Raw genomic sequence first — 16,904 nt, forward strand, 5'->3', positions numbered from 1 at the left:
CTTATTAAACTTATTCCGCTTAACAACCTGCTATGAGAACCATAATTTATTGTGAGAATACGGCGCAAATAAGCACAGACACATTACGCAAGAGACTAACGAATCTAACCAAGGATAATTAGGTTTTAAAGTTTTATATGCTGTCGCAATAAGCGCTATCAATAAAAAAGTTTGCTTTCAGTACGAGTTGAGCTTTTCGTTTTTTTCTTTTAAAAACATATAAATGATCCTTGATAAGGTTTACTTCAAATTACGTTTATATATCTCATTGTATTTATCAGGCTTCGCATGTAATTATTTATATATTTTTTTATACGGTATTAGGATTATTAGGAGAGTGTTTATAGACGTGATAGTCTAGAGACACACTTTTTTACACATTAAAAAGATACTAGATACGCTCAATTATAAATAAATCAATATCACTTGCGACTATTAAATCATCTGTAGTACTTAGCAACTACACCAACTACGTACTCTTATGAAAAATAGTTTAGTCACTTCCCTAATGGCCTTTGGCTTATTAGTCGTTTTTCAGTCCAGTTGTAGCAACGAACGCGATGTCGCTACTTAGCTTAACAAAAAGGGTAGCGCGAGGGCATCTGTAGTCAGTATTATAGTTAGCGGTATACTGGTAACGGTTTTTATATCTACCCTAATAAAGTATTAGATTTACAGGTGTTTGCAACGGTTCTACTATTAGAGTTTCTTTCTCGCCCGAAGATGTACCGGATCGATTTGTATCCGTGATGATTTAGGTAACACGGTTGCTTAGTCAGTCCAACAACTCTGGACGAGTGGACACAATGGCTTTATCAGCACAACTAGCAATATGGGTCTCTGGGTCGCCGTTTATTACAGCCGGAGCCGAAAACGTTTCGTTTATCTACACAACACAGCCAGAACCTACACAGTAATTGTAGAAACTGCTACGCAGGGAACAAGCGACAGCTGGTCAGTACAGAAACAATGTAATTAATGGTAAAGCAAGAAAAGGTATAAAGCCCGTCTTCAACACGAGTCAGGCTTTATGGTTTTTTTAAAGGGACAGGCACCTTATAGATAAATACTCTTCCAATATTTGCCTCTAGACATAACGTTTTTCTAAGCCCAAACAAAACCCTATTTCATTTTCTAAGAATACATTTTGATTAGAACTAAAACCTATACATCATCTATAAAAAATGATCTATGAAACATAAATCTATTACCTTACATAGTACTTGGTTAATCAGCCTCCTTGCGTTGATTATTTCATGTTCTTTAAGGGCACAATCCCCGCTTCAACTCGTTGAACCCACCTACGATTGCTATTCAGGATTTATTACCTTTAATATTGCGGGTGGCGACGAGTCGCTAATAACCTTTGTTGCTACAGGAGCCAGCCTTACTTCGGCTGGTAGCAATACGGGAATTGTTGATGAGAAATGGCGTATTGATCCAAGTACTGGCCCAATTCTTATTAGAGCAACGCAAAGTGGAATTACAGTTAACTATTCGTTTGACGTACAAGCTCAATGTACCTCCCCTTCATTCATTAAAAGTCTTATACCAGTCGTAATAAGTCCAATTTCTGATTTAACAGCAGTCGTTGGTGAATCACTAATACCCATTGATATTGATGACCACTTTACCACCCGCAGTCATGGCTATGATTACCGTACTCGTTTTAGTTACACAGCCTACGGACTACCACCCGGTATGGTTCTTTCAACTGTGCCGGGTCTTCCTCCCGGTTATGCTTACGTGACCGGTACACCTACTACAGAGGGAATTTACAATGTACTAATTGTAGCGACTAGTGAACAGGGGTTCAATGGGGCTTATTCAGTTGGGGACCTCTTTCAGATTACAGTCAAGGATAATCAGCTCCCAGTCAGACCGCTTGCTTTCGCACCACCCACATACGACTGTCAAACCGGTGCTTTCCAATTCATAACAACTGGTGGAGATGGATCACCTATTGAGTATTACGCTGTACCAGGCATTACCGGCTGGACAACGAACCCTAATCAATTCGTCGATCGAGAGACACGTACCGCGGCTGATGCGCAACCTATTACCTTGCGGGCACGGCAAAGTAATCAGGAGGTTTCGTATGTGTGGGATATACGGGCACAGTGTCCAACTGGGAATCTTGGCAATTTGCGCTTGATCGCACCCGAGTATGATTGCGCGAGTGGAGCGTTTACGTTTCAGACAACAGGCGGAGAGGGTTCACCGGTTGAATTTATGGCCATTGGTATTACTGGCTGGACAATGAATCCACATCAATTTGTTGATAAAGAAACGCGTACCGCGGCTGATGCACCATTCATTGTTTTAAGAGCGCGGCAAAATGGTCGAGAGTTTAGCTACGAATGGAATATCAGAGCTGTATGTCCACTGGGTAGCTATCGCCAGGGGGCGGGGTCAGAGCTTCATTCTGAGCTGGAGGTACGTGTTCTAGGAAATCCAACTAGTAGCGAAACGGTACAGGCTGAAGTAAGGGGTGCTATGAATCAAGCACTTCATGTGAAAATAATTGACGAACAGGGACGCTTGGTAAGCCAAAAAGTAGTCAGTCAAGCAAGCGCCCAAGAACGCATTGCACTGCCAACAGGAACATCGGCAGGTATCTATCTGTTACAAGTAACTACACCTACTCAACAACAAACGGTAAAAGTAATTAAGTAACTGTACTTATATTAATAAACACTTATTTTAACATATTTACTGATTTGACTTCTCTAAATTCAATTTGCATCTTACCAGATACATAACGCTTAGCCTGATCAAGACTCTTGGCATAAATCTGAGTCATTTTCTCGGTGGATAAAGCTGCAACATAGCGAAGGTGTGTCGAAAAGAGTAAAATGTGGTTAGCTTAGTAATTCCGCATCCTTCACCCACTACTTGAGCACTTTATTTTGTCGGCGGGCGTTTTAGGCCGATTAAACAGATACATTCCTAAAAACTCGCGTCGGGTTGGTTTACCCGTATCAGGGTGAGGGATAGCCGGATAATAGTCAAGATAAAGACTTGTTCGACCGTCGGTAATGTGTTTCTTTCTAAGTTTGACTTTGATCATATTTATTCTGAGGTCATGGATAGTAGTTCGTTAATCCGGCTCTTTGGCACATAAGCGTAGATACCGCTATACTGCTTGGGTATTCCATTACGCTGAATAAGCTCATACAAGGCTTTTTCAGAAATGCCGTATTCTGCCGTATCTCCTTCATAGTGTAGCATTCGGACAGCGGCACCGGTACGGATCTGGCTTTTTCCAGAAGCTCGGCAGGTCGATCAAACAAGCGGTCAATGTCAGCGCGCCTGATAACTGTCCGACGGTCAAGCTTACAGAATGGTAACTCCCCCCTTCATTGAGTCAGTATAGGCCATGACGGCTAATCCGAATGGGTCGGCTCATTGACGGTCAGAAACTGCTGCTCTTTCATATCGTCAATAGGGTTCACGATCCTTTGTCGAACCTGCTCATTACTGGCCTGTACGGTTCTTTTGCGAACCTTGTAGGCTTTCTTGGCGCAAGCATCACTACCCGTTTTTGAGGTTATCTTGCGCGCTTCGAACTCTTTACCGCACTGCTCGTAAATATGGTTGATGCGTATGTTTGAATTCATTGGCCAGAGTTTGTCAGTACTACGGCACAACAAGACTCAGCGTGTCAGTTTGTAGCATTAATGCCCCGAAAAACGGGCCACCACGAAACGCTTGTTCTAGAGGTACAACTATTCACTCAACAAACAATTACTATCACTGAATAAACGTACAGTAACAACCACAAATAAAGCCCTCTAACGGGCTTTCTGTACTGTTTGTTGGTATGTCGATATAAGGTTATTAATTACGGTTACTTTCCGATACAGAATTTACTAAAAATAGAATCAAGTAAGTCATCGGTTGTTATTTCTCCCGTTAATTCTCCCAAGTGTTGCAAAGCGACTCGTAAATCCATAGCCAGCCAATCGGGGGTGACGCTTGCATCAAGTCCATTAATCGCCCGAGCGAGTGCATTATCCGTCCCGATAAGGTGTTCATAATGGCGCGCGTTCGTTACAACCGCGCTACCTGTCTGCACAGCGGCATCCGTTCGGACCCGCGCTGATAAAGCCGCCTTTAATTCTTCCAGATGCGTGTGCGTAGCCGCTGAGATCCAGATAATGGGTTCGGCAGCAATGGTTTCGAGATCCTGTTTTTTTTCGTCGGTCAGTACGTCCATTTTATTGCCAACCAACAGGTATGGCTTGCCCGACGTTCGAACTTCTGCGATAGCCGTTTGTAGCTCTGCTGGCTCGATATTTTTGCCATCGAAAAGATAAACGACCATAGCCGCATCGCGCATTTTCTGTTGCGTTCGTTCAATGCCGATGGCTTCAATCTGATCCGTAGCCTGCCGCAGACCAGCCGTATCGATCAACCGAAAACGGATGCCATCAATAAATAATTCGTCCTCAATTACATCGCGCGTTGTACCAGGAATATCCGACACAATGGCTTTCTCCTCGTTTAACAAAGCATTGAGCAACGTTGATTTTCCCGCGTTAGGCTTACCCACGATGACCGTAGGAACACCATTTTTAATTGCATTTCCCGTCGAAAACGAATCAAGCAACGGATGAAGTACCCGCCGAATAGCAAGCATCAGTTGCCGAAGTTGATCGCGGTGAGCAAATTCAACGTCTTCCTCGCCAAAATCAAGTTCCAGCTCGACCAAGGCAACAAAGTCGATCAATTGCTGACGCAACGCTTTGAGTTGTTTGGAAAACCCACCGCGCAGCTGGCTTAGTGCGGCTCGATGGCTGGCGTCGGAATCGGATGCAATCAGGTCGGCTACGGCTTCGGCCTGAACCAGATCAAACTGACCATTGAGGAAAGCCCGCTGCGTAAACTCACCCGGACGAGCCAGTCTAACCCCTTCCCCACTCAGCCGACGCAGAATCTGCTGAATAATAAACTCGGAACCGTGGCACGAAATCTCGACAACATCCTCTTTAGTGAAGGACTTTGGCGCACGAAAAACCGTAACGAGTACTTCATCGATAATGCTGCCATCCGTATTTCGCAAAGTGCCGAAATGAGCCGTATGAGACGCCTGTTGGGTAAGATCTTTTCCGTTAAACAAGCGGTCGGTTATATCGACCGCCCCTTCGCCCGAAACGCGAATGATGGCAATGGCACCAATGCCCGGCGCAGTAGCCAAAGCAGCAATAGGATCTAGCTGAAACAAGTGTATTGTGTATAAGTTAGAGTCTGACGTTCATGCTCTGTGAGTACATCGGCCTGATATCCTCACAAAGACGTAAACTAAAGACCAGGTAGTTGACCCGAAAAAACAGGCAATCGACTCGTTATGCCTACCAGCCGTTTTTCAAGAGCGGCCTTTGGAATAGCAAGCCAGTCGGCATATTGATCGCCGAGAAAGAAACGCATTTGCCCCGCAGCGAGGTTCCTTATCGTTTCGGGTCGTTTTTCCGCTGATTGGCTCGCCGTGTCGCTTACCTGCTGAACAATGGCGTTGAGTAACGAACGGGTCAGTCCTTCGCCCGCTTCTGACGGCTTAAAATGACGCTGAGCGATGGAACGGCCCAGCAGATAAGCTTCCCGAAGATTTTGCGGCAACAACTCTTCGCTGACCCCATTCAGGTATCCAACAACATTGATGTGATGCAGGTAGCTTTCTTCCTCCTGTTCCGTGGACAGTACGCCCACTTTACGCAGGCCCAGCAGCACAATGTACGAAAAAGCCAGGTTGGTACCGGCCATATCCTCCTGGTTTACCGGAGTTCCCCAGTTCATATTCCACCGTCCTGAGTGCGTTGAAAACCAGCGCGCTCCGGCATGAATCAGTCGTACTTTAAGCGTTCGATTTACGGCTTTTTCACTTACCCATTCCTTAGGGTCGTTGATACCAAACACCCACTCACCGGTTTCCTGCAACCGCCGAACCGTATCGTTTTTAATCCGTTCCGTTAACCATAGAACTTGAGCGCCATCGGCCCCTAAGTAGCAGTAGGGCAATGAGAAACAACCCAGAATCAGCCCGATCTGACCCGCGTTTTTTTTAAAGAACCGCATGCCTTCGGCCATCTGTTTGGCATCCGCCCAGGCTGGCAATCGATTGTACGTAGCAAAAAAAGTGCGTACCGCTTCCGGCTGCCCATCCGTCGCAAAGTTATGGTTATCGGCCAGCCATGTCATTAGCTGACGAAGTGCGTCACGGCCATTCTCCTCGACAACGGTTGCTATTACCGCATCGGCGGCTGGGTCGCCCTGCTGCCGACAGCGTTGCAACAGCTCGTTCGAAAATAGTCGCGAGGGTTTAATTAAGGTTGGCATCGGATGGCTACTGGTTTCAACTCAGTAACGTCGTGCGTAAGAAATTGGTTTGGAGCGAATCTTGTCAGAAGGACACTCATTACTCAGCACTATACCCTGATCCGCAAGCCGTCGTAACCGAGCCGGATATGCGTCGGTAACTCGTTCTCGACCTCCCGATGTAAGCCAAGTCGATGGCTGATGTGCGTAAAATAGGTCTGATCGGCGCCGATACGATTTGCCAGGTCAACAGCCTGGTCAAGCGTAAAATGCGAAATGTGTGGTTGCCGCTGGAGTGCATCAAGCACCAAAACTTTGGTACCATACACTTTACGTAGCTCCCCTTCCTCAATGTAGTTGAGGTCGGTCAGATACGTAAAGTCGCCGATGCGAAACCCGAAAACGGGTAATTTATGATGCAGTACTTCGATGGGTATGACCGTCACTCCTTCTACGTCGAACGGTTCATTTTGAATTTCGTGAACACGAATCTGTGGAATGCCGGGGTACTTGTGTTCGGAAAATATGTACGAAAACTCCCGTTCCAGCTGATTGAGAACCGTCGAACGGGCGTAGATGGGCATGTCCCGGCCCGACCGGAAATTAAAAGCACGAACCTCGTCCAGACCTGCGGTATGGTCTTTGTGTTCGTGCGTAAACAAAACAGCGTCGAGTTGTTTGAGATCAAGACGCAGCATCTGCTGACGGAAATCCGGCCCTGTATCGACAACGAAACTCCGCCCGTCTACCGCAATATGAATAGACGAGCGGAGCCGTTTATCGCGAAAATCTACGGATCGGCACACATCGCACTCGCATCCAATCAACGGCACTCCCGACGATGTTCCTGTTCCCAGCAGTGTTATAATCATACGTAGTGAATGAGTGCCCAAGGCACGTTAGATGACCGGGCTGGCGATTCTGCAAACTAGCAAACAGTCGATCACTGAAACACCAGCTTCATTAATCACCAATCCGCACATTCACTAATTATTTATCTGTCAATTGGTTCACAACTTCGACCAACCGATCAAAATTGAGTGGCTTAACCAGAACGTCGTTAAAGCCCGCCGTTTTGAATTCTTCTTCGGTGTAATTTTTAGCGTTACCCGTGATGGCAACGATTGGAACGGCGGCTTTCTCTTTTTCGGGTAAGGCCCGAACGCGCCGAACGCACTCCATACCATCCATGATAGGCATGTTGATATCTAACAGCAGGATACTAAAATCTTCTTTCTCAAGAATCTGCAATACCTGTTCGCCGTTTTTTACAGCCGTAATATCGTAATTCTGGAACTCAAGAATTTTACGAGCCAGATTCTGGATAACAGAGCTATCTTCGGCAATCAGGACGCGTTTGGAAGCTGACATAGGGCTTGGGGAATCGTGTTATGTTTTAGCGAGGTGAAATTAGCATTTTATCCGCAAACGCAAAAAAGGGCGTTAAGGGTCCGAAATCATAATTTCATTGGTTTATAAGTAGGTAAGCTTTTTCCTGCACTGATACAAACCAATTTTTATAAAAAAAATACACTTGAGTAGTACATCAATCCAATTTTATTCGTAAGTTTATTTCTCCTATCCACTAACTACTATAGAGTTACTGTTCTTTACTCTGCGCTGACGGCTCCGTACCGTCTGTTAGTGACTGCCACTGCCTGCCACACTACGTTGTTAATGTAGCTTCTTGTGTGTTAAACCTTCTTGCTAACCTACTCTATGAAACTGACCGGACCTGAAGGCTCTTTTGAGCTGAACATTCTTGATTATGAATGCAGTGACTCGCCTTACTTTATGGACCGCAACTGGCTTATTGTCAGTCTAAAAACGTCTTACCAAGCGCACAATTACGTCCGCACGGCATCTATCTTATCAACCTGGGAAATGGAATTACTCCTGAAGTGGATGCGCTCCATGGAGGATGGTCAGGAATTATGTTCCAAGCTAAGTTTTGTTGACCCGGCGCTGGGATTTAGTCATGTTTCAATTGGGAAAGGTGACTACCGGTTCCGGATTAAGCTTAGTTCAGACGCTTTGCCCAACTGGAAGCGCGACAGAATCCCTTTTTATCTGCCGGTCACTCCCGACAAGCGGGAACTTCAAGGAGCTATTCAGGATCTGGAACGGCAGCTCAAGCGGTTTCCTGTAAGAGACTAATCAACGGATCGATAAACAACGGCCCGTTTATAACTTACGCGGGGGCTGCTCAAACAGCCCCCGCGTTTTTTTATTTTGTCCACTCTGCCAAAAACTCGGAGAACGCAGCTTCTAATGCCTGCAAAGCCTCGGCCAGTCCGCTCGTATCGTTCACCTTGAGCTTACCCTCGGCTGTACGGGAAATATCCGCGACACGGGATACACCAATCGTTCCGGCACTGCCTTTAAGCGTATGCAGGTGACTTTTGACGGTGGGAATATCGCCGAGTTTGTAAGCTTCAACCGCGCCGTTGACCAGTTCGGTAGCTTCCGTCACAAATTCCTCCATGATGCTATCAACCAATTCCTGTCCACCGATGTCGCGAAGTTGACTGACAATGTCTTCGTCGATGATGGGCAGCGCAGGTTCCACGACAACCGCGCTTACCTTTGGTGATTGGACAGGAATCGCCTGCTGCCTGGCCCGGTTGGCATCCGTAATTTCTTTCACCTTCGCTATCAGGCTCTGCGCACGGATAGGCTTAGCAATATAATCGTCAAGCCCCTGACTGATAAATCGCTCCCGGTCTTCCCGCATGGAATAAGCCGTCATGGCCACTACTTTCGGAAGCTGCTTGCCAAACTGCTCGCGCAGGTTACGCGTCGTTTCAACCCCGTCCATATCCGGCATCTGAATGTCCATGAAAATAACGTCGAAGGCGTCACCCTGAACTTTATCGATTCGCGTTTCGACTTCCCGGATGGCAGCCGGACCACTATCAGCCGTAACGACGACACAACCCGCTTTGCGCAGAATTTCGCTGGCGACTTTCCGATTGACGGCGTTATCATCAACGAGTAGCACGTTGGGGTGGTAATCGCTGAAGAAATTCGCTAACGCAACTTCGGCGACTTCGGTATTTTGTGGGGTTGGGCTGATGGCCGTTTCTTTCAGTTCAATCGTAAACCAGAATGTACTGCCCTTGCCCACCTCCGATTCTACGCCAACATCCCCTTTCATCAGACTGGCCAACTCTTTGGAGATAGCCAAGCCAAGACCGGTTCCTCCGAATGACTTCCGTGACGACGTATCGACCTGACTGAATGAGTTGAACAGCAGGTTAATATTCTCCGGTGAGATCCCGATACCCGAATCGTTTACATTGATCCGAATTCGGTTGAATTTACCGCGCTTGCTGATCAGCGAGGCTTCCACGCGCACGGTGCCGTTCTCCGTGAACTTGATCGCATTGGAGGTTAGGTTCGACAGGATTTGTAACAGCCGGGTCTGGTCAGCAATGACATAAACTGGCAAGTCAGGACTGATGTGGTACGTCAGTTCGTTGTTTTTAGAACTGGCCTGCTGCCCAAAAAGCGCGATGAGTTTATCGAAAATTTCCCGGAAGGCGACCGGTGACTCGTGCAGCGCCATTTTACCAGCCTCAATCTTGGAGAGATCCAGAATGTCGTTCAGGATATTGAGCAACGTTTCTGACGACCGCTTGATGGTTTTCACGTAGCTACGCTGCTCATCGTCAAGCCGGGTGTCGTTCAGCAGGTCGATCATGCCAATAACCCCGTTCATCGGCGTCCGGATTTCGTGGCTCATGTTGGCGAGGAACCGTTCTTTTACTTTTAACGAACGTTCGGCTTCTTCTTTGGCTTTGACCAGCTCAGCCGACTGCCGTTTGAGTTCTGTAATGTCACGGGCCAGCACGGCCACCACCGAGTAATCGCCCTGCTCGTCCTTCAAAAGCAGCATATTGAACATAAACTGCCGCTCGGTACCGTCTTTTCGACGCATACTTACTTCAAAGTTGCGCAGGCTGTGATTACGACCCAACTTAATCATGGCCCGGTGAATCACACTCTTGTCAACGAAATACTGCGTGGCATCCTGTCCCAGCACTTCTTCGGGCGTGTATCCCATGCGTTTGAAGACCGATGGGCTAATCATGGTAATCCGCCCTTTGCGATCCACCCGAACGTAAATATCCTGTAGGTTTTCGAAAATTCCCCGGAATTTTTCTTCGCTTTGCCGGGTCGCAATTTCGGCTCGTTTGCGGTTGGTGATATCCCGGGCGATACCCGATACTTCATCAATGACGCCCCCGGCCAGCAGGATCGGATTCAGGTGAAATTCCAGGTAGGTTTCTCCCCGAACGGTTTCGAAATACAGCTCGAAGTTTTGCGGAAAGCCCCGGAACGCCTGCCGGTACTTTTCTTCCAGCATTTTCCGGTTTTCTTCCCCGATCATCCGCCAGCCCAGCTTGGGCGCACTCGACTGAATCATCGGTGACTCGTCCAGTTGGTACTCGATCAGGCGCGTGTAGTTTTTGTTGAACGACGTCAGCTTCAGCGCTTTATTGACCGACCAGATCAGATACGTGCTGCTGTCAAAAATGGCATTGAGTCGGGCGTTCTGCTTGTCCAGTACAGCCTCCGACTGCTTGCGGGCAATCGCCAGCGCGACCTGCCCCGAAATAAACTCCAGTAATTCCAGATCGCGGGGACCGTATATTTGGGCGTCATCGTACGATTTAACGCCAATAATCCCCGTGATTTCGTCACCAATCCGCAGGGGGGCCGTTAGCATCACCTGCGGTTGGAGCTGCCCGTACAAGTCGATCTGATGCTGTTCGGCCAGCTGCCGAATGTCTTTTTCGTACAGAAACAAGGGCTTGTTTGCCCGAATCGTGTATTCGGTAAGGCCGTTGCCCAGCTTCCGTTTGGTAAACCGCATGTTGCCCCCGAAATACTCATCGACGTAGTACGGAAACGACAGGTAGGTTTTACTGGAATCGTAGAGGGCAATGAAAAAGTTGCGCGCATCGATGATGTTGCCCAATTCCTCATGAATCTTGTGATACAGCTCGTTTAGATTGGGCGTATTGATCGTCCAGTTGGCGATGCTATAGTACAGCTTCTGCGATTTTTCCGCCCGAATCTTACCGGTTATATCGTGCAGGATGCAACGGAACGCCGTCGGACGACCGTTATCGAACCGGCAGTTGACACTACCCGACAGAAAAAGCGTTTTGCCGGATCGACTGCGAAAAACCGTTTCAAAATAAGGCAACTTATCGCCGTTCTGAATACGACTGAGCATCGCCAGCGTACTATCGGTATAGTCAGGATGCAGCACGTCGCGCAGGTTAAGCGCTGCGATTTCGTCCGAACTGTAGCCGAGCATCTCACGCCAGGCTTTATTGACAAAAATAAACTTACCGTCCAGTGTCAGAAGCTGAATCAGATCCGACGTATTATCGACCAGATCCTGCAACTGCGCGTTGGTATTCGATAAGGCCGACGCTACGCGCCGTTTATTGGTAACGTCTTCGCCGATCAGCGTAAACGACGTTGCCTTAAGATCATCGGCGGGATTGATGATAAACGAGTTGAGCCGTACGTTTCGGACCGCTCCGCTACGGGCCAGCAGACTAACTTCTTTCTGTTCAGGATTGACGCGTTTAGTAAGCGCTTCTTGAAATTCCAGTTCGAGCCGAGCCCGGTCAGCCGCCGGAATAAAAACGTCAAAGAAGTTTTTCCCAACAACCTCATCCGGTTGCCAGGCTGTTACGCGATACGTGTAGGGATTGACATACAGTAAGGTTCCTTCCTGATCGACGGTAACGCCGATTAAATTAAGCTGATCGAGCGTCTGACGAACATCCGTATAGGGCGTTCCATCCGCCAGCGCTACCCCATCGCGTTCATGATGAAGCCGTTGAATCTCGGCGACTAATTCATCTTTTGTTTTGGCAGACCATTGCATAGTTAACCGTCAGTGAGTAGGTAATTATAGAAGTAACTTGACTGTCAGTGATAACGTATACCTTTATTGACTCACTGATTAAATGTAAAAAAAATATCAATTTCCCACAAAGCATCCCGCTCGGATGGCAGGGATCATTTTTATTCGAAAGCCGTTAATTCGTTGACATAATATTGCGAAATTTGCCCTGAATGATCCTACAACTATGCGAACGTGGTTTATTATCGGTTTTCTTTCGCTTACGCTACTAAGTTGCGAACCTTTTGATTTAAAACGAAAAACCTTTCCTACCTGCGCCAAACCCTCCGCCACGATTGGCTTCACCGCCGACCGACTGGACGTAACTTTGTTTGCGGAAAACCCTCAGGGCGACATTGGCCTGATAGGCTGGGATTTTGGCGACAACAAAGGCGTGAACCGCGTCGGAACACGCGTGGCGTACAATTACGAAAAAGCCGGGACCTACATAGTAACCATGACAATAGCCAATACCTGTGACGATATCTTCACCACGACCTACCGAATAACCGTCCGTAACCAATGATCATGCGATTGCTCTTTCTTGTTAGTTTGTACTTGCTCATAAACTCTCCGGCCTGGGCTCAGGAACGCGTGCGCAACATTCGCCTGCGCGTACTGGACTCAACGCAACTGGAAATTCGCTATGATCTGGTTAACGCCCGCCCCGGCGACTCTGTTTATTTTGATGTACGCAGTCGTCAGCGCGGCCTTCTAACCGTTCTCCCCCAGTTTGTACGGGGTGATATAGGCACTCGAATTACAGCGGGCTCCGACCGGCGCATTGTTTGGAACGCCTTAGCGAATGGCTATGCGCTCAATGAAGAAATTCAGGCCGTTGTCCGGATCAAAACGAGCCCGATACGGGAGTCCTCTCCGCTGGCGAACGCCCCCGCACCCCGCCCGGATGCCGTTACCGCACCCGCCCCAACGACACCCACTGGCGCAGCACCATCCAGTGAGCAGCCATCCCAATCCAACACGGAGCAACCCAGTCAGGATAGACCCGGTCAGGAACGACCCGGTCACAGACCCCGCCAGGATCGCTACGCCGGACCGGCCTGGGCTCTGCTATCGGCGGTGGCACCGGGTGTCGGCAATATTTTTGTGCAGTGGCCTAAGCCAAAACTCGGTCTGCGTCCGTTAATAACAATAGGATGTTACGGCTTAGCGGCCTACGGTATCATCGAGCGCCAAAAGTCGAGGGATAATTTTGCTATCTACGAACAGCAGAAAAATGCCCAGGCTGGCGAACCGTACTATGCCCTTGCCAACGATCACCATCACCGGTATTACGTGGCAACGAGGGTAGCTATTGCCGTAGCGGCAACCGATGTGGTGCTGACACTATTGAGGGGACTGCGAAACAGCCAGTTAAAGAAAGAAGCCCGTCGGATTCGGTCTTTCTCGGCTTATCCGGGCCTTCAGGCTGGCCAGCCAACGGCGGGCATCCGGTATTCATTCTAAGCAAAAATGACCATGCGCCTGATTTTCTTCGTTATCGCATTTGTTTCGCTAACGAAATACAGCGTTGGGCAATCGACGACAACCCGAGAGTCCAAACCATTTATTTATTCGGCATCGAGCGAGTGGCAGAAAGTCACGATCCATCCCACGTCGCCAACGCAGCCAACTACCGGTCAATCCGCTTCGTCGGCACCACTGCGTAGCGCTACTTCCAGAGCGAACCGGACAAATTCCGCTCCAGCGACAACCTCCGGCTTCCGCCCTGCCTTTACCGGTGACTTCGCAACCAACCGCAACGGCTGGAAAGCCGGAATCCAGGGTGATTACCACTACCAGATTGGGATGGGCCGCTACAGTATTCTCAAACGGAACAGTAGTACGAGGCAGGCAGCGTTTAGTTATGTGCCGTTGCCAACAGACATCAACCTGAACGTAGCGGACCAGTTTACCATCAAAATTGACGTATTGGCCGATTCGGGACGCGTACCCAGTGGTGGCATTCTGTTCGGCGTTCGCGACTCTCTGAATTATAACGCCTTTACGCTGAACGGTCAGGGAGAAGTTTCAATCGTTCGAATGGTAAACGGCCAGACAACCAGCGATTACATGTCCGGCGATTTCTTTAAACCCGGTATTCCCGTGGAATCCAATCGCAACCGGCTCACCATTCGGCGGAAAGGGTATTCGCTCCACTTTTATATTAATGACCAGGAAATTCGTACCAGTCCTTACCGGTTCAGGATGCTACCGGGTAATGGGATCGGTATGATTTCCTCCGCTTACTGGACGGCTTTTCAGAAGCTGAGCGTTACGCTCGGCGCGTCCGGTCCGGAGCCGCTACCTTCGTATACCAGCTCCGTAACCCAGCCAGCCACAACTAATACGACCCCGGCCCCGGTTGCAGATAATACGACAGCATCCATCGCTACAGAGTCCGTACCGAAGACCGAAGCGCCCAAACCCGTTAGTACAGGCCCGGTCTCCTTCACTGAATCATTTACCGACAATCAGAATCATTGGCTGGTTGGGCGAAAAAATGGCTATGAACTGGAAATGAGCCTCGGCAATTATTACATCCGTAAAACGTCTCCCGCAACGGCTAATCCTGCTCATAGTTATATCCGTCTGCCGCAAGCAGTGGATCTTAACAAAGCAAAGACCTTTACCATAACCGTTGATATGATTGTGCCGCCGGGTGTCCAGCCCGATGGTGGTCTACTGGTCGGGGTGAAAGATGTTACTACGTTTTGTCAATTTCGGCTTATGGGCGCTAACCGCGTATCGATCAAATCGATTACCAACGGTAGCACGTTTGCCAATTACATGCCCGGCAATCCTGTTTCGCCAAAAGTCCCCGTTAACCGCGAGCGCAACACGCTGACCATCAAGAAGGAACTGAATCAACTTCACTTTTACATCAATGGGCAGGAAGTAGAAGACAGTCCGCACGTTTTTCGACCGTTCAAAGGAAATGGTATCGGCTTCATTGCGGCCTCGCCAACCGTTAAGTTTCAACATTTGGCCGTGCAGACCGGCACCGAATAGAAGGCTAGTTCCGAACCTGCGCTCCTGATCGATCAATGGTCATGAGCTGCCCGTTGAGAAAAACAGAAGCGGTATTTCCACGGAAAGGTGTCGTCGCTTCAAACTGGGGATGGATCACCCATTCGTCGTATTCGTTGACATAGCCCCAGCGTTTACCTTTTCGGGCCATGCGCCAGCCCTGCTCATCAATGCGATTATCTACTTTGTCGTAAGGCTTATCGGCAGGTTCGGAGTATTGTGGTTTCGCGGTTTGCGATGACGACCGGCTTGGAGAAGGCTCGCTGCTAGCCGGTGCGGAGGCAGTCCGAACGGGAGCCTCCTCCTTCTGCACACTGACCTTTGGAGCAGGTTCATCGCTGGCAACGGTTTCTACCGGGTTTTTGACCGGTTTCTCAGCTACTTCTTCTACCGCCTTACGCTTTTTTTTAGGCAGACGAGAGGAACGACTCGTTGCATGCTTAGTCGCTTTTTCCGTTCGCGACTTGCGGGGTGGTTCGGGCTGCTGTGAACTCGTATTTTTGATAAACCAGTAAATCAAGGCCAGCAACGCCAGCGCGAACAACACGCCATATACGCCACTTCGGTCGCGGGGAATAACCTCTACCCGAACCGTACTCAACGGATTATTATTGGCGTCGAAAAGGGTATAGTCGGTGGTTTTTGTCGGCTTGACCCAACCCCTGTTTTGCGGAGAAAGGCCCGTACCCAGATCGTCAATTGTAACGGCCAACAAATTGTCTACCTCCCAGGATAAGGTTACAGCCTCGCCTTTGTGTACACGGGCGGGCTGGGCGGTAAACGAACGGACAACGGGCTGTGGTTCGGGAACGCGCGTCGGTTCTGGACGATAAGGCTCCGTCTTTACAACGGGCGCAGGCTTCGACTCGGACTTGTACAGCACATTTTCCCAATCGGCAGATACCAGTCGTTCGCGCAGTGAATTACCCTGCGGTTCGCGAGCGGCTTTAAAGAAATTACTGACCAGATACGAGAAGACTTCTTCGGTTACGACCGATTCGTCGGCGTCGATGCTGCTGAGCAAATCCCGCAACACCCAGGATTGAATCGTTTGTTGTGATTTGTATAAGTCGAGTTTGGCCGCAATCCGCTTCCGTACCTCCTCCCGGCTTATACTCGTTGGAGTGGCCTGAGGTATCGACGGAGCCGAAGGAACGGGTTGTGGAGGGGGTGCCGTTACTGGCTCTGATTTAGGCGGATCAGGAATGGTAGCCAGAATAGCCGGAAGCCAGCGATCCGTTACGAACGACCGCGATAAGGTCAATCGCTCTGCTTCGGTAATGATCTCTTCAAGGTGCAGGGGTAATAGTTTTTTTTTATCGGTCCGCGCGTACGTTTCAGCCGTCGATTTCAACGAGTTGATGCGGGGGAACAACCCGCCGACCTGGTAGCTCACGTCATTGACCAGCCGCATAAATTCAGCGGACGCAATACCATCCTGCTCGGCTTCGGTTAGCAGACCATTTCTGCGCCACTGCCATTCTTTCAAGTCGCCTTCGTGCAGGACGACCTCTTCTTTTATTCGCTCTTTTAATTCGGTAAGCGTCATCGTGACAGCCTAAATGCTGGATTGGGTAAGTAGAATTGGCAAACAAGGTAGTCCTAATGAGTGGTGTCAGATTCTCAAATC

General features: G+C 48.8%; 14 protein-coding genes. 5 read left to right on the forward strand and 9 right to left on the reverse strand.

The genetic code is table 11. The features are described from left to right. The first annotated feature begins 1,191 nt into the window (after positions 1-1,191). A complete protein-coding gene (locus M0L20_RS01800; protein WP_248475358.1) occupies positions 1,192-2,676 on the forward strand; it encodes a T9SS type A sorting domain-containing protein in 1,485 nt (494 codons plus the stop codon). Between the two features lie 208 nt (positions 2,677-2,884). Here M0L20_RS01800 and M0L20_RS01805 read toward each other — a convergent pair whose 3' ends face one another. From M0L20_RS01805 to M0L20_RS01835, 7 genes are all read right to left on the reverse strand, one after another. After that, positions 2,885-3,070, reverse strand: coding sequence for a hypothetical protein (locus M0L20_RS01805; RefSeq protein ID WP_248475359.1), 186 nt, complete (start codon positions 3,068-3,070; stop codon positions 2,885-2,887). Between the two features lie 2 nt (positions 3,071-3,072). Then, positions 3,073-3,231, reverse strand: coding sequence for a helix-turn-helix domain-containing protein (locus tag M0L20_RS01810; protein ID WP_248475360.1), 159 nt, complete (start codon positions 3,229-3,231; stop codon positions 3,073-3,075). 155 nt (positions 3,232-3,386) lie between these two features. Next, positions 3,387-3,620 (reverse strand): hypothetical protein, encoded by a 234-nt coding sequence (locus M0L20_RS01815; protein WP_248475361.1) that lies wholly within the window; start codon positions 3,618-3,620, stop codon positions 3,387-3,389. A 230-nt stretch (positions 3,621-3,850) separates the two neighbouring features. Next, positions 3,851-5,227, reverse strand: a complete 1,377-nt coding sequence (gene mnmE, locus M0L20_RS01820) for a tRNA uridine-5-carboxymethylaminomethyl(34) synthesis GTPase MnmE (protein ID WP_248475362.1) — start codon at positions 5,225-5,227, stop codon at positions 3,851-3,853. Between the two features lie 77 nt (positions 5,228-5,304). Further along, positions 5,305-6,336, reverse strand: coding sequence for an oxygenase MpaB family protein (locus M0L20_RS01825; protein WP_248475363.1), 1,032 nt, complete (start codon positions 6,334-6,336; stop codon positions 5,305-5,307). Between the two features lie 89 nt (positions 6,337-6,425). Then, positions 6,426-7,187, reverse strand: coding sequence for an MBL fold metallo-hydrolase (locus M0L20_RS01830; protein WP_248475364.1), 762 nt, complete (start codon positions 7,185-7,187; stop codon positions 6,426-6,428). A gap of 118 nt (positions 7,188-7,305) precedes the next feature. Further along, a complete protein-coding gene (locus M0L20_RS01835; RefSeq protein WP_232559118.1) occupies positions 7,306-7,686 on the reverse strand; it encodes a response regulator in 381 nt (126 codons plus the stop codon). 348 nt (positions 7,687-8,034) lie between these two features. Here M0L20_RS01835 and M0L20_RS01840 point away from each other — a divergent pair, with 348 nt between their 5' ends. Next, a complete protein-coding gene (locus tag M0L20_RS01840) occupies positions 8,035-8,472 on the forward strand; it encodes a WapI family immunity protein (protein WP_232559119.1) in 438 nt (145 codons plus the stop codon). A 70-nt stretch (positions 8,473-8,542) separates the two neighbouring features. Here M0L20_RS01840 and M0L20_RS01845 read toward each other — a convergent pair whose 3' ends face one another. Beyond that, on the reverse strand, positions 8,543-12,226 hold the full coding sequence (locus M0L20_RS01845; protein ID WP_248475365.1) for a PAS domain S-box protein: 3,684 nt from the start codon (positions 12,224-12,226) through the stop codon (positions 8,543-8,545). A 205-nt stretch (positions 12,227-12,431) separates the two neighbouring features. On the opposite strand from M0L20_RS01845, the gene M0L20_RS01850 reads away from it, so the two are divergent. The 3 genes from M0L20_RS01850 to M0L20_RS01860 are packed head-to-tail and all read left to right on the forward strand — an operon-like array spanning position 12,432 to position 15,256. After that, entirely contained in the window at positions 12,432-12,770 is a 339-nt protein-coding gene (locus tag M0L20_RS01850; RefSeq protein WP_248475366.1) for a PKD domain-containing protein, read from the forward strand. 2 nt (positions 12,771-12,772) lie between these two features. Beyond that, positions 12,773-13,711 (forward strand): hypothetical protein, encoded by a 939-nt coding sequence (locus M0L20_RS01855; protein ID WP_248475367.1) that lies wholly within the window; start codon positions 12,773-12,775, stop codon positions 13,709-13,711. A 12-nt stretch (positions 13,712-13,723) separates the two neighbouring features. Then, on the forward strand, positions 13,724-15,256 hold the full coding sequence (locus M0L20_RS01860; protein WP_248475368.1) for a hypothetical protein: 1,533 nt from the start codon (positions 13,724-13,726) through the stop codon (positions 15,254-15,256). Between the two features lie 4 nt (positions 15,257-15,260). On the opposite strand, the gene M0L20_RS01865 is transcribed toward M0L20_RS01860, so the two are convergent. Next, positions 15,261-16,823 carry a WG repeat-containing protein gene (locus M0L20_RS01865; protein WP_248475369.1) on the reverse strand — a complete coding sequence of 521 codons (1,563 nt, stop codon included), beginning with the start codon at positions 16,821-16,823 and terminating at the stop codon, positions 15,261-15,263. Positions 16,824-16,904: the final 81 nt, after the last annotated feature.

The organism is Spirosoma liriopis (assembly GCF_023196085.1).
Lineage (GTDB): Bacteria > Bacteroidota > Bacteroidia > Cytophagales > Spirosomataceae > Spirosoma > Spirosoma oryzicola.